This window comes from Algibacter sp. L1A34 (assembly GCF_009796805.1).
In the GTDB taxonomy this organism is placed as follows: domain Bacteria; phylum Bacteroidota; class Bacteroidia; order Flavobacteriales; family Flavobacteriaceae; genus Algibacter.
Genome location: NZ_CP047029.1, coordinates 3,560,104 through 3,573,095, shown reverse-complemented (window position 1 = coordinate 3,573,095; position 12,992 = coordinate 3,560,104). Strand labels below are relative to the sequence as shown.

Sequence of the window (12,992 nt, the reverse complement as noted above, 5' to 3'; positions counted from 1 at the left end):
AAATGAGTGAATTTTCAATAGCTTTTTGATAAATTAATTAAAGCCTCCACAGCTGTTTTTGTATCTTTTTTATCTACAAAAATATGATCGTGATAATAGCCTGCAACCACGTTACAGCTTACACTATGTTTGGCTAACTCTGAAGAAAATACCGCCGTTAACCCCACAGCTTCTAATGATGAATGTATTTGTAGCGTAATCCAACTTGCTTCATAAGCATAATCTAAACTTAGTTTGTCTGCCTTAGTTTTTTCAATAATAACGGTTAAGCCTTCAGCTTCTTTAAACTCAGCAATAGTATCTTTTCTATCTACCAAATTATAATCTTTCAACGTCACAAAAACGTAAACACCATCATTTAATTTTGGTGTCATATTTTTTATTAATTCCGATAAGTTTTTTTCTGCACTCATGTACCAATTTTCAATAAAACAAATTTTTAATCATTAATGAATAAAAACAAATTTCCTGTTTTAAAAGTTATCGAAATATTATTTTCTATAGCCTTATTTCGAGTTCCTATGCGATCTCCGAAAGCCAAACTCTCATTTTTTAAAGCATACTGTAAACCTACGGTAACAATACCTGTAGCTTCTGGTAATGGAATTAATGATACCGTTTTATTTAAGCAATTTTTAATTTCCGAAGATTTATCAGCTAAAAAGTAATAGCCATGATTATCGAAAAAAGTTAAATCGAGCTTTGCTTTCCATTGCAGTGCTGTGTGTAGGTTTCCTAAAAAGTGATCTTGCTCCTTCCCGCTTGCGCCAAAAACATGAACTGTTTTAAATCCCTTATCAGAAAGAATTTGTAAAACCTTATCAAAATCTGTGAAATCCTGATTAGGTGTATGGATCACTTCAACAGTTTCAGGAATGGTTTTAATAGAATCGAAATCGCCACTAATAAAGTGCGGAACAATATTATTTGCTTCTAAAAACGTGTAAGCGCCATCTGTGGCACAAACCATTTTATAGTTTTTTAAATTTGGAATAGACTTTGGTTGTTCGCCGTTTAAAAACAAACATACTTGTTCTGTATTCATCTAAACAAAAATAAGAAAGTTATAGGACATAAATTTCTATATTTTTTCTTAATAAACCATAGTATTAAAGAAACAGCATAATTAGAGTTAACACCACGCCAAAAACAGTAAAAAACATACCTTTTTTGAAAATTTTAGTTTTAGGCATAAACATCCAAAAAGATGATATTGCAAAAAAGAAAAGCGAAACTCCGCAAAACACATTCAACCAAAATAAAGGTTCTGCCGATGTGGCTTTGTGTAAATGCGTCATTCTATCTAACATATAAGGTAATTCCTTATTAGTGTATTTTGCTAAACCTGTAGTTTTATTGTATTGGCCATTTTTAAATAAAATTAAATCGCCTTCTGTTTTCTCTGCTCTAAATCGTTTTATTTTTAAAGCACGACCAATAGCTTCACCTTTTAAGTTGGGCTTTATAGTTTTTTCTACAGCGATTTCACTCTTTAGAAAATCTGTGTTTCTAAAAATCAAAACAATTCCACTTAATGAGTAAACAATCATTACTCCGATTAAAAAAAATCCTAAATAACGATGTATTATACGCATCCATTTCTTGGTCATAACTATATTTTTTTTTGGGATTTGACTAAACTATTGTGTAAAGGTTTAATCGGAACAAAAAAAAAGCGCCTAAATAACTTTTAGACGTTTTCAACTAAATGTCACATAAAAAACCTAAGCGCAAACTTAGGAATTTTATTATTTTTAATAAGCATCTTTTTATTGAAAAGAAATACCTTTTTGATTACCACTATAAACAAAAGGTTGAAAAGAATTATCCATGACTTGACAATCCACATTGACTGAGGTGCCTACAGCATTTCCAAAAATACTAGCAACGGCAGAATCTGCGGCATCTCTACCATTTGCAATTTTTACAAGTCCGTTTAAAGCTACTAATTTAGTGGAGTCGAATATTATCCAATCGCCATTGATATAGGCTTCAAAACAAGCATGAAAATCTGGCGGATTTAATTGATATGCATAACCAGTAAAATACCTAGCCGGAATGGATAACGCTCTACAAAGTGCAATACCTAAATGTGCAAAATCTCGACAAACACCAACACGTTCCGTAACCGTATCTATTGCCGAAGTTTGAGAATCGGTACTACCGCTAGTGTATTCAATATTATTATAAATCCATTCCGTTATTGCTAAAACTCTATCATAAACAGATACGTAATGTCCAAATTCCTTAAAAGAAAACTTCATTAACTTATCAGACTGGCAATATCGACTTGGATAAAGAAAAGAAGCAATATAGCTATCGAGTTCTACAACAGACACCAAATTTTCAGAATTACTTTCATCAATAACCTTATAATTCATATCTACAACTGCCGAGTAAGACATTGAAAAATCACAAGGTTCTTGTATCTTTAATCTCATAAATTTAGAACTACCATCATGGGAAGTAAAAATTTCATGATTAATAGAGGGTTCAATAACCAAATTTTCTTCTAAAACCGTTTGACTCGCGGTGCTTAAAGCATGAATATTAAAAATAAAAGTCGTTGGACTACTTACAATATACGATAAGGAACTTTTTACACTAAATTTCATCTCAAATGGTTTTATTAATTACATTATTTAAAAAACATCGAAAAGTATGTAATATCCTTATCACGAATAAAACTTAAATCAATGCTTATTTTTAAAAGTTCAAATTTGCAACATTGCTCTACATAAATTCTCTTTTTAGTAGACTGATTGTTCACAAATATTTTAAAATCTAGAATAACTTTTAGGCCTTCCAAATCTCTAATATATCATATTTTCAATTTAAGCTTTTTCTTTATATCCTTATCTTCTAAAAGAGAATTAGTTTTCATCATTAAGTTATAAACTTAAATTATATAAACTTTTGTCAAACTTATAAATAAATAGAGTTTAATTTTAACTTGAATGAATTAACTTTTATAATAATTGCCTTTGTTTTTAACTCAATCACTTCCTTTTTCCTAATAAATCAAAACATAATAAGAATTTTAATTTTTCAATTTAATAATGCATTAAACTCATCGAAAGGCACAGTTTACGCATTTAAACATATACTACACTCATTATTCATTTTCGAACTTAACCTTACAAGTTACTTTTAACCTAAAATATAGATATTATGTATAAATTATTTTTCATCTTAGTCTCATTCATCTCAATATTCAACTGCAAGAATATTAATAAAAAAGAAATAAGTAAAAACGAAATACCAACATTAGTCGCCGCAAATAATAAAGAAACCAATACTAAAAATACTGAAATTGTATTCTGTCTTGATGCAACCGGAAGCATGGGTGGACTTATAGGTACCGCAAAGGAGAAAATTTGGGATATTGTTTCAGAGTTAGCAAAAAGTAATGATATTGACACTTTAAAAATGGGAATGGTATTTTATAGAGACAGGGGCGATAATTTTATAACAAAACGCATTGCAATAACTGCAGATCTAGATGAAGCATATTCCGATTTATTAGAAATTACTGCTAACGGCGGTGGTGATACACCAGAAAGTGTTAATCAAGCATTAAATGAATCGATAACCACCATGTTGTGGTCTACAAACCCGAAAACTTATAAAACTATCTTTGTTGTTGGAGATTGTCCGCCTCACATGGATTATAAAGACGATATTTTATATTCTGAAAGCTGTAAAAAAGCCGCTGAAAAAGGAATTATAATAAACACTATTAAATTAGGTAACGGTTGTGAGGAAGCTATTTACCATTTTAAAAAAATGGCAGAGTGTACTAACGGCGAATTTCTTAAATTAGACCAAGATGCTACAGATTATTCTATAGCCACACCTTACGATTCTGAAATTAACAACATATCAAAAGATATTGATGCTTCTAGAATCTATTATGGAACACATCAAGAACGCGAAGAAAACTATACAAAGAAAGCTAAATCTATGGAAGTTTATGATAAAGGTTCTGCAACAGCAAACAGTTCTCGCGCTGAATATAAAAATAGTAAAGTTGGCAAAAAAGCAGCTTTTGGCACGCAAGAAATTATTAAGGATTATAAATCAGGAAAATTGAAACTAGATCTTATCGAAGATGAAAAATTACCTGAAGAATTAAAAGGAAAAAGTACAATCGAAAAAGAATACTTAATTAAAGATTTAATTAATAAAAGAGACACTAACGATAAAAAACTTAAAGATTTAATTGAAAAGAAAAATGCTTATATAAAATCTAAAAAGACCAATCAAAAAGATACAACATCATTTAGTAAAGAGGTTTATAAAATTATGGATAAGCAATCTAAAAGCCAAAAATCCTTATAACATTTTATTATAGAACAAAAAAAAATCCCAAGCTATACACTTGGGATTCGTTTTATAATTTAAAACCTATTAAAATTTATCCTTCTGGATGCATAAAACGTTGTTTAGCCAAAAGCTCTTCTTCCGTTTCTACAACATCCTCATCTGGTACACAACAATCTACAGGGCAAACTGCAGCACATTGTGGCTCATCGTGAAAACCTTTACACTCTGTACACTTATCTGGTACAATATAGTAAAGCTCGTCGCTAATAGGTTCTTGCGCTTCATCAGCGTCTACCTCATGTCCGTTTGTTAAAACAACTTTACCATCTAAACTCGTTCCATCTTTATAGCGCCAATCGTCGGCACCTTCATATATTGCTGTATTTGGGCACTCAGGTTCACAAGCCCCACAATTTATACACTCGTCTGTTATTATAATTGCCATAGTAATTTTTATTTTTAAAATTTAAGAACTCTATTACAGTTTCCTTAAATTTGCAGTTGCAAAAATAAAGCCAAAACTATTCATAACCAAATTAAGAATGAATTTACAAGAAAGAATTAACGCTTTTGTAAAATTAGGAGAATTTTTAAGTCAATTTTCTAATGAAGAGATACAAAAGAAGGATAATGTTGAACTTAACGATGTGTTTTTCGACGGCTTTAAGCATCAACTAAAACTTGCCGAAGAACATAATGGCTGGTTTACTAAAGAAAATATGGCGTTCGCTTTGCAAGGCTGGGCAGAAAGTTTAACTCATAAAAAGCTAAATACCTGGCTTAATGCTTATGAATTTAATAGCGTAACACCAAAAAACGTGGCTATTATTATGGCTGGAAATATTCCGTTAGTCGGCTTTCACGATTTTCTTTCAGTATTAATTTCCGGACATCAAGTCGTTGTAAAACAATCGAGTAACGATAAGCATCTACTACCCTATTTGGCTAAATATTTGGAATTTGTAGAACCACAGTTTAAAGGAAAAATGAGCTTTACGGAAGGAAAACTAACCCATTTTGATGCCGTTATTGCTACAGGAAGTGATAACACTGCTCGCTATTTTGAATATTATTTTAAAGGAAAACCTTCTATAATAAGGAATAATAGAAATTCGGTTGCTGTTTTAACAGGAAATGAAACTTCGGAAGATTTAAAAAACCTATCAGAAGATATTTTTAGATATTATGGTCTTGGTTGCCGAAATGTATCAAAATTATTTATTCCGAAGGGTTATAAATTTGACGGCTTTTTTGAAGGCATTTACCACTGGCATCCTATTGTAAATAAAGCAAAATACGCTAATAACTACGATTATAATAAAGCCGTATATTTAATGAGCGAGTTTGATATGTTAGAAAATGGCTTTTTTATGATTAAAGAAGATGAAAGCTATGCATCTCCTATTGCTACACTTTTTTATGAATATTACGAATCTGTAGATGATTTAAATGAAAAATTAGATGCAGAATCCAACAAAATACAGTGTGTAGTTTCCAAAGGATTTACAAAAAATGAAATCGCATTTGGTGCCACACAAAAACCAGAACTTTGGGATTATGCGGATAGTGTTGATTCTGTTGAATTTTTGTTAGCGATTCGATGAAAAAATTATCGAATTTTTAACACCAATTCCGCAATTAATTAGCAACTTTGTAACTTACATTTTTTGAAAATTTAAATGAAACATCCACATTTTTAAAGAATAACAAAATGTATAATTTGGATGATATTTAAAACCATATAACTTTACAAATGAAAAAACATAACTTTAGTGCAGGACCAAGTATTTTACCTCAAAGTGTATTGTTAAAAGCTGCCGAGGCTATAGTTGACTATAATAATACGGGTTTATCTTTAATCGAAATATCACACAGAAGTAAAGAGTTTGTTGATATTATGGAAAATGCTAGAGCATTAGCTTTAGAATTATTAGGTTTAGAAGGTAAAGGTTACAAAGCATTATTTTTGCAAGGTGGCGCAAGTACTCAGTTTTTAATGGTAGCCATGAATCTTTTAGAAAAAAGAGCAGGATATTTAAATACTGGAGCTTGGAGTGCTAAAGCTATCAAAGAAGCTAAGAAATTAGACGATATTTATGAAGTAGCTTCTTCTGCCGATGCAAATTACAATTACATTCCTAAAGGTTTCGATATTCCTTCAGATTATGATTATTTCCATTGCACATCAAACAATACTATTTTTGGAACACAAATGAAACAGTTTCCAAAAACTAACGTACCAACGGTTTGCGATATGAGTAGCGATATTTTTTCTCGTGTTATAGATTATTCAAAATTCGATCTTATTTACGCTGGAGCTCAAAAAAATATGGGACCTGCAGGAACAACTTTAGTTATTGTTAAAGAAGAAATTTTAGGAAAAGTATCTCGTGATATTCCTTCTATTATGGATTATAAATTACACATAAAAGCAGGCAGTATGTACAACACGCCTCCTGTTTTTGCAGTTTATACATCTATGTTAACTTTAGAATGGTTAAAAGGTTTAGGTGGAATTGCTGGTATAGAAGAAGAAAATAAAAAGAAATCAACATTAATGTATTCTGAAATTGATTTAAACCCTTTATTTAAAGGTTTTGCAGCAAAAGAAGATCGTTCAATGATGAATGCCACTTTCAACTTAACAAACGATAATCTAAAAGAAACGTTTGAAACTATGTTGAAAGAAGCAGGGATTTGTGCTGTTAATGGACATCGTAGTGTTGGCGGTTATCGTGCTTCTATGTACAATGCTTTACCGCTAGATAGTGTAAAAGCACTTGTTGAAGTAATGAGCGAATTGGAAGCGAAAGCTTAAATAAATGGTTTTTAATTTCCACGAAAATGGAGATATCATTAAGCTCACCAAATATAATTATTAAAATTTCCACCTTAATGGAAATATAAAAAAGGAATATTACAATGAAAGTATTAGCAAACGATGGCGTTTCTCAAAGTGGAATTGATGCCTTAGAAAAAGCAGGTTACGAGGTAATTACAACTACTGTAGCTCAAGAGCAATTAATTAATTATATCAACGAAAAAGACATCGCTGTTTTATTAGTACGTAGCGCAACTACTGTACGTAAAGATTTAATCGATGCTTGCCCAGGACTTAAAATTATTGGTCGTGGTGGTGTTGGTATGGATAATATTGATGTAGAATATGCTCGTGAAAAAGGACTTTCCGTAATTAATACTCCAGCTGCATCTTCACATTCTGTTGCAGAATTAGTATTCGGTCACTTTTACGGTTTAGCTCGTTTTTTACATAACTCGAACCGCGATATGCCTCTAGAAGGTGATAGTAACTTTAAAGGTTTAAAGAAAGCTTATGCTAAAGGAACCGAACTTAAAGGAAAAACTTTAGGTGTTTTAGGTTTTGGTCGTATTGGTCAAGCTACAGCAAAAGTAGCTTTAGGTGCTGGTATGAAAGTAGTAGCTTTCGATCCGTTCTTAGAACAAGCAAACTTAGAGTTAGACTTTTTTGATGGACAAAAAGTAAACTTCGATATTAAAACAATTTCTAAAGAAGATGTTTTAAAACAAGCAGATTTTATAACACTTCACGTTCCTGCTCAAGATGGTTACGTAATTGATGAAGCTGAATTCAATATCATGAAAGATGGTGTAATTCTTGCAAATGCAGCACGTGGTGGTGTAGTAAATGAAGTAGCACTTGTTAAAGCTATAGAAAGTGGAAAAGTAGCGGGAGCTGCATTAGATGTTTTTGAAAAAGAACCTAAACCAGAAATGCAATTACTTATGAACTCTGCGTTATCGCTTACACCTCACATTGGTGCAGCAACTAACCAAGCGCAAGATAGAATTGGAACAGAATTAGCATCTCAAATTATTTCTATTCTTGGATAAGAATTAATAATAATTTAAATTTATAAAAACCCTCTTAACTTTATGTTTTGAGGGTTTCTTTATTTTAAATGTGACCTATCAGTAAATTGTGTGTCCTATTATTAGAAGTAAGGACTTTTTTTGTACCTTGAAATCCAATTTATAAACCCTAAATACCTTTTTCTTCTAAATAGGTATTACTTAAAAAAACAAAACAAATGTCAGGAATTTTAGACTTATTAGGCAGTGACTTAGGAAAATCAATCATTAGTGGTGTTGCTGGTTCAACTGGAAACGACGCTGGTAAAACAGGCAGTGTATTAACAATGGCTTTACCCGTTTTAATGAAAGCAATGCAACGTAATGCAGCAACACCAGAAGGTGCAGCAGGACTTATGGGTGCAATACAAAGCAAACAAGATGGAAACATTTTAGATAATCTTGGTGGATTATTTAGTGGTGGTGTTGATGATTCTGTAAAAAACGATGGAGAAAAAATATTAGGTCACGTTTTAGGTGCTAAACAAAGTGGTGTAGAACAAGTTATTGGTCAGAAATCTGGTTTAGATGCTGGTTCTGTTGCTAACATATTGAAAGTTGCAGCTCCTATTTTAATGGGTGTTTTAGGTAGCCAAGCTAAACAACAAAACGTTAGTGATTCTAACGGGATTGGTAATTTATTAGGCGGTTTACTTGGAGGTAACTCTGCAGATAAAGAACAAAGTTTCTTAGAGTCTATTTTAGATGCTGATGGTGACGGAAGCATTGTTGATGATGTTGCTGGAATGGTACTTGGTGGTGCTGGTAAATCATCAGGCGGTATTGGAGGTCTTTTAGGAGGTCTTTTTGGTAAATAAATTCTTGAATTACATAAATATATATAAAGAGTCAAGTTAATAGCTTGACTCTTTTTTTGTTAAAACCATTTAGTTTATCTGCATTAAAGAATGATTTTTGTAAATTTAAATGAACTTAAAGCTGTTCGCTCAGTCAAAATCATGGTTTACTCATTCGTGTTTTTTAAATAGAGCCATGAAACCTAAATTTGACTAAACAATATTTATCATGAAAAATTTTATATACCTTTTATTAGTCTGTGCTTTTATTCCTAGTTGTAATACTGGTAGAACAGCAGTTTCAAGCAAAATAAAAAACGAACAAGCAGCCAACCAAAAACTAAGTGATACCGTAACCATTGCAAACGACGATTTAGAATACGAAATCATCATTATAGAACCTGGTTTTAATTATTGGTTAGCAAGTCAAGCTCGACCAGAAGGCTTTTATTCACAGCAATATTTAGAAAATAAAAATTATCAATATGTAATAGAATGGAATCAACGCGTTAATCAACCATCACGGTTTGACTCTAGTTTGTATGAGTTACAAATTGATTATCAAAGCAATATAGATTACGGGTATGATGTAAATTACAAATTATACAACTACTTCATCTACTTTCAAAGAACTTATAAACAAAGATTAGGGCCTTACAACCCTCGTATTTAAATCACTTTACCTATTTTTGCATCACTAAACTATTACTGTGCAAAAATTTAAAGCAAACTGGCAAATAACTAAAAACTGGCAACTCATTTTTCCTCTATTAGGTTTATTGGCCTTGGGCTACTCCTCTTATAAACTCGCAGGTTTATTTATAAGTGGCCAAAACATAGCTATCACTATAGGTTTAGGAGCTATCATTTTTTTATTACTATTGAAATTAACACTCAAACTCTTCGGGAAACTTGAAAATAAATGGCAAGTAAATTCTCGTTGGGAATTAATAAGTATTTTTTTGGTTTTTGCAACTACGGGCTCTTCTTCTGTATTCGTAAGTCGACCATTAATTAAACTTATGGGGATTAATAAAGAAAATTTACCGACATTTGCCTATTGGGTTCTATACATCATTATCGGATTTATTTTTTATCAGATACTTTTAGTTTTAATTGGATGGGTATTTGGACAATATAAATTTTTCTGGAATTTTGAAAAAAAAATGCTACGTAGGCTTGGACTAAAACGCTTTGTTGATTAATTGGATAATATTAAAAAACATATTATTTTTAGATCACTAACATTACTGTTAGTGTTTATGCTATTTGTGCCATCTGGTGTTAAAATGGCTCATATTTTTGCGCATCATCATCATAAGGTATGTGTTGGAGGTAATAAGGTACATATCCATAAAGTTGATTTAGATTGTGAATTTCATAAATTTAGTATAACACATCACTTTCAATTATCGGAACAATTTGTTGAATTATTTCAAATTTTACCCTATACTCTTACTTATAATTTAACATATAAATTTCTTAATAATCATCGACCTTTATCTTTTTCTTTAAGGGGTCCTCCTACTTTAGTTTAAATTAAAAAACATTTATTTTTAAACTAAAATTTAGTAATGAAACACTATATGATGATTATAGCGTGTTGTTTTTTCAGCATTGCTTATAGTCAAAACTGCAATTACAAGCTTTCTGGTAATGTACAAGATTTTCATGATGGATCTGCAATAACTGGTGCTGCCATTTATATTGAATCTCTCGACAGGTATACAACATCTGATATTGACGGAAATTATAGTATTGAAAATCTCTGTAAAGGGCTTTTAATTCTTGAAGTATCTCATTTAGCATGCGACACAAAAAGAATAGAAATTCAAATTAATGGAGATACTCAATATGAAATTAATATGGAACACCATATTGAAGAACTTCATGAAATTAAAATTGATGCTCACGGAAATCCTAAGTTAACTAAAACATCGCAAGAAACTCAGTTAAAATCGAAAACTCTTGAACGCTTTAGTGCTTTTAGTCTGGGTGACGCCTTAAAACAGATAAGTGGTGTATCATCCATTAATACAGGAAACACTATTGTAAAACCTGTTATTAATGGTTTGCATAGTAGTCGAATTATTGTCATGACCAACAATGTGCGTTTGCAAGATCAAGAATGGGGTATTGAACATGCTCCAAATATTGATTTAAATGCTGCTGGACAAGTAAACGTTATTAAAGGTGCAAATACCTTAGCCTATGGTGGCGATGCTATTGGAGGTGTTATTGTGCTAAAACCTAAAAGTATTAGTTTGAAAGATTCTCTTTACGGAAAAACTATTATGGGCATGCAAAGTAATGGCAGAGGTTCTAATATCTCATCTTCTTTAACCAAATCTTGGAAAAAAGGGTGGTATATAACTGGCCAAGGTTCTTATAAGTTGTTTGGTGATTTTAAAGCTCCAGATTATTATTTAACCAATACGGGCATGAACTCAAAAGGATTCTCATTAAACGCAGGGTTTAAAACTTTTGAAAAAGGATTTAATGTTTTTTATAGCTACTTAGATAACGAAATAGGTATTTTAAGATCTTCACACATTGGTAACATTGAAGATTTAGTAAATGCTATAAATAGTCCAGAGCCCTTAGTTCAAGACGATTTTAGTTATGATATCAATGACCCCAAGCAAGAGATCACGCACCAAGTTATTAAAGCAGATTTTTATAAACGTTTCAAAAAATTTGGCCGCTTGGAAGTCCAATACGACTTCCAAAACAACCAAAGGTTAGAATACGACATTCGTGTTGGGGATGACAGAGATAAACCTGCGCTAGATTTAACTTTAAAAACGCATACTTTAAAGTCTGATTTAAAAATAGACTCTAATACCAATGCTATTTATAAGTTTGGGGTGAACGCTGGTTTTCAGAATAATTTTGCAAACCCTGATACTGGTGTAAGGCGATTAATTCCTGATTATGATAAATATGATTTCGGGATTTATGCCATTTCAGAATTTAAATTAAATGAAAATACCAATTTAGATTTTGGTTTACGTTACGACTTTAACAGAATAGATGCTAAAAAGTTTTATATAACAAGCCGTTGGGAAGAACGTGGATACGACGAGGATTTTGCGGATATTGTAATTGACGACTTAGGTACACAATTATTAGCAAACCCTGTACTTACGTATCATAATGTTTCAGCTTCTGCTGGAATTACCCATCAATTCAATGCTAATAATTCTGTGATTTTTAATTACGGATTGTCAAACAGAGCGCCAAACCCTTCCGAGTTGTTTAGTGATGGTTTACACCACTCTGCAGCACGAATAGAATTAGGTGACTTACGTATAAAGCAAGAAACATCGAACCGTATTGGTGCGTCGTATTTATTTAAAAATGAGAAACTAACCTTAAATTTGGAAAGTTATTTAAATCACATTAGCGATTATATTTATATACAACCTACTGGAACAGAAACAACCATAAGAGGTGCTTTTCCAGTTTGGGATTATTTACAAACGGATGCCTTATTGTATGGCTTAGATGTAACTGCGAATTATAAATTTGATGCCCAATGGAATTTAAATAATAAAACAGCTTTTATAAAAGGTAGGAACATCACAGAAAAAGAAGCTTTAATCGATATGCCTTCTTTTAAAACCGTTAATGCGATAGGTTATTCAAATAAAAAATGGCTGAATTTTAATGCCGAGTTACAAAGTGAGTTGGTTTTAAAGCAAAATGACTATCCTGATAATAATTTTGAGGTGTTTATTCCAACCACCGGAGAAACTGTGCTATTAGATATTAGTACACCACCTCCAACCTATCATTTAATGCATTTTGAAAGTGATATAACGGTTAAACTTTCTGAAAAATCAGATCTAAATATAGGTCTGAATGTTACAAACATCTTTAATACTTCTTATAGAGAATACCTTAATAGATTAAGATATTTCGCCGATGATTTAGGAAGAAATTTTATGTTACAATTAAAAATAAATTATTAATAAT

The 12,992-nt window shown here is 31.4% G+C and carries 13 protein-coding genes; 8 read left to right on the top strand and 5 right to left on the bottom strand.

Annotated elements, in window-relative coordinates:
• Window positions 1-14: 14 nt before the first annotated feature.
• The 4 genes from GQR97_RS15115 to GQR97_RS15100 all read right to left on the bottom strand — a co-directional run bounded on the left by GQR97_RS15115 (window position 15) and on the right by GQR97_RS15100 (window position 2,615).
• Window positions 15-413: an ACT domain-containing protein gene (locus tag GQR97_RS15115; RefSeq protein WP_158849865.1), complete on the bottom strand. Its 399-nt coding sequence runs from the start codon at window positions 411-413 to the stop codon at window positions 15-17.
• Window positions 414-439: 26 nt separating this feature from the next.
• A complete protein-coding gene (locus GQR97_RS15110) occupies window positions 440-1,045 on the bottom strand; it encodes a thiamine diphosphokinase (protein WP_158849863.1) in 606 nt (201 codons plus the stop codon).
• 64 nt (window positions 1,046-1,109) lie between these two features.
• Window positions 1,110-1,610: a hypothetical protein gene (locus GQR97_RS15105; RefSeq protein WP_158849861.1), complete on the bottom strand. Its 501-nt coding sequence runs from the start codon at window positions 1,608-1,610 to the stop codon at window positions 1,110-1,112.
• 159 nt (window positions 1,611-1,769) lie between these two features.
• Window positions 1,770-2,615, bottom strand: coding sequence for a transglutaminase-like domain-containing protein (locus GQR97_RS15100; RefSeq protein WP_158849859.1), 846 nt, complete (start codon window positions 2,613-2,615; stop codon window positions 1,770-1,772).
• 556 nt (window positions 2,616-3,171) lie between these two features.
• Here GQR97_RS15100 and GQR97_RS15095 point away from each other — a divergent pair.
• Window positions 3,172-4,341, top strand: coding sequence for a vWA domain-containing protein (locus GQR97_RS15095; protein WP_158849857.1), 1,170 nt, complete (start codon window positions 3,172-3,174; stop codon window positions 4,339-4,341).
• A 76-nt stretch (window positions 4,342-4,417) separates the two neighbouring features.
• Here GQR97_RS15095 and GQR97_RS15090 read toward each other — a convergent pair whose 3' ends face one another.
• A complete protein-coding gene (locus GQR97_RS15090) occupies window positions 4,418-4,771 on the bottom strand; it encodes a 4Fe-4S dicluster domain-containing protein (protein WP_147678779.1) in 354 nt (117 codons plus the stop codon).
• 97 nt (window positions 4,772-4,868) lie between these two features.
• On the opposite strand from GQR97_RS15090, the gene GQR97_RS15085 reads away from it, so the two are divergent.
• From GQR97_RS15085 to GQR97_RS15055, 7 genes are all read left to right on the top strand, one after another.
• Window positions 4,869-5,930 (top strand): acyl-CoA reductase, encoded by a 1,062-nt coding sequence (locus GQR97_RS15085; protein ID WP_158849855.1) that lies wholly within the window; start codon window positions 4,869-4,871, stop codon window positions 5,928-5,930.
• A gap of 149 nt (window positions 5,931-6,079) precedes the next feature.
• Complete coding sequence (gene serC / locus GQR97_RS15080) at window positions 6,080-7,144, top strand: 3-phosphoserine/phosphohydroxythreonine transaminase (protein WP_158849853.1); 1,065 nt, start codon at window positions 6,080-6,082, stop codon at window positions 7,142-7,144.
• Between the two features lie 104 nt (window positions 7,145-7,248).
• The gene (locus GQR97_RS15075; protein ID WP_158849851.1) at window positions 7,249-8,199 is read left to right on the top strand and encodes a D-2-hydroxyacid dehydrogenase; all 951 of its coding nucleotides are present in this window, start codon (window positions 7,249-7,251) and stop codon (window positions 8,197-8,199) included.
• 197 nt (window positions 8,200-8,396) lie between these two features.
• The gene (locus tag GQR97_RS15070; protein ID WP_158849849.1) at window positions 8,397-9,035 is read left to right on the top strand and encodes a DUF937 domain-containing protein; all 639 of its coding nucleotides are present in this window, start codon (window positions 8,397-8,399) and stop codon (window positions 9,033-9,035) included.
• Between the two features lie 208 nt (window positions 9,036-9,243).
• A complete protein-coding gene (locus GQR97_RS15065; protein ID WP_158849847.1) occupies window positions 9,244-9,687 on the top strand; it encodes a DUF6146 family protein in 444 nt (147 codons plus the stop codon).
• 37 nt (window positions 9,688-9,724) lie between these two features.
• Complete coding sequence (locus GQR97_RS15060) at window positions 9,725-10,219, top strand: DUF6787 family protein (RefSeq protein WP_158849845.1); 495 nt, start codon at window positions 9,725-9,727, stop codon at window positions 10,217-10,219.
• 369 nt (window positions 10,220-10,588) lie between these two features.
• Entirely contained in the window at window positions 10,589-12,988 is a 2,400-nt protein-coding gene (locus tag GQR97_RS15055) for a TonB-dependent receptor (RefSeq protein ID WP_158849843.1), read from the top strand.
• Window positions 12,989-12,992 lie beyond the last annotated feature (4 nt).

Bases quoted from the DNA above. Each gene is read 5' to 3' on its own strand.
- GQR97_RS15115 (WP_158849865.1), bottom strand. From the start codon at position 413: ATGAGTGCAGAAAAAAACTTATCGGAATTAATAAAAAATATGACACCA.
- GQR97_RS15110 (WP_158849863.1), bottom strand. From the start codon at position 1,045: ATGAATACAGAACAAGTATGTTTGTTTTTAAACGGCGAACAACCAAAG.
- GQR97_RS15105 (WP_158849861.1), bottom strand. From the start codon at position 1,610: ATGACCAAGAAATGGATGCGTATAATACATCGTTATTTAGGATTTTTT.
- GQR97_RS15100 (WP_158849859.1), bottom strand. From the start codon at position 2,615: ATGAAATTTAGTGTAAAAAGTTCCTTATCGTATATTGTAAGTAGTCCA.
- GQR97_RS15095 (WP_158849857.1), top strand. From the start codon at position 3,172: ATGTATAAATTATTTTTCATCTTAGTCTCATTCATCTCAATATTCAAC.
- GQR97_RS15090 (WP_147678779.1), bottom strand. From the start codon at position 4,771: ATGGCAATTATAATAACAGACGAGTGTATAAATTGTGGGGCTTGTGAA.
- GQR97_RS15085 (WP_158849855.1), top strand. From the start codon at position 4,869: ATGAATTTACAAGAAAGAATTAACGCTTTTGTAAAATTAGGAGAATTT.
- serC (WP_158849853.1), top strand. From the start codon at position 6,080: ATGAAAAAACATAACTTTAGTGCAGGACCAAGTATTTTACCTCAAAGT.
- GQR97_RS15075 (WP_158849851.1), top strand. From the start codon at position 7,249: ATGAAAGTATTAGCAAACGATGGCGTTTCTCAAAGTGGAATTGATGCC.
- GQR97_RS15070 (WP_158849849.1), top strand. From the start codon at position 8,397: ATGTCAGGAATTTTAGACTTATTAGGCAGTGACTTAGGAAAATCAATC.
- GQR97_RS15065 (WP_158849847.1), top strand. From the start codon at position 9,244: ATGAAAAATTTTATATACCTTTTATTAGTCTGTGCTTTTATTCCTAGT.
- GQR97_RS15055 (WP_158849843.1), top strand. From the start codon at position 10,589: ATGAAACACTATATGATGATTATAGCGTGTTGTTTTTTCAGCATTGCT.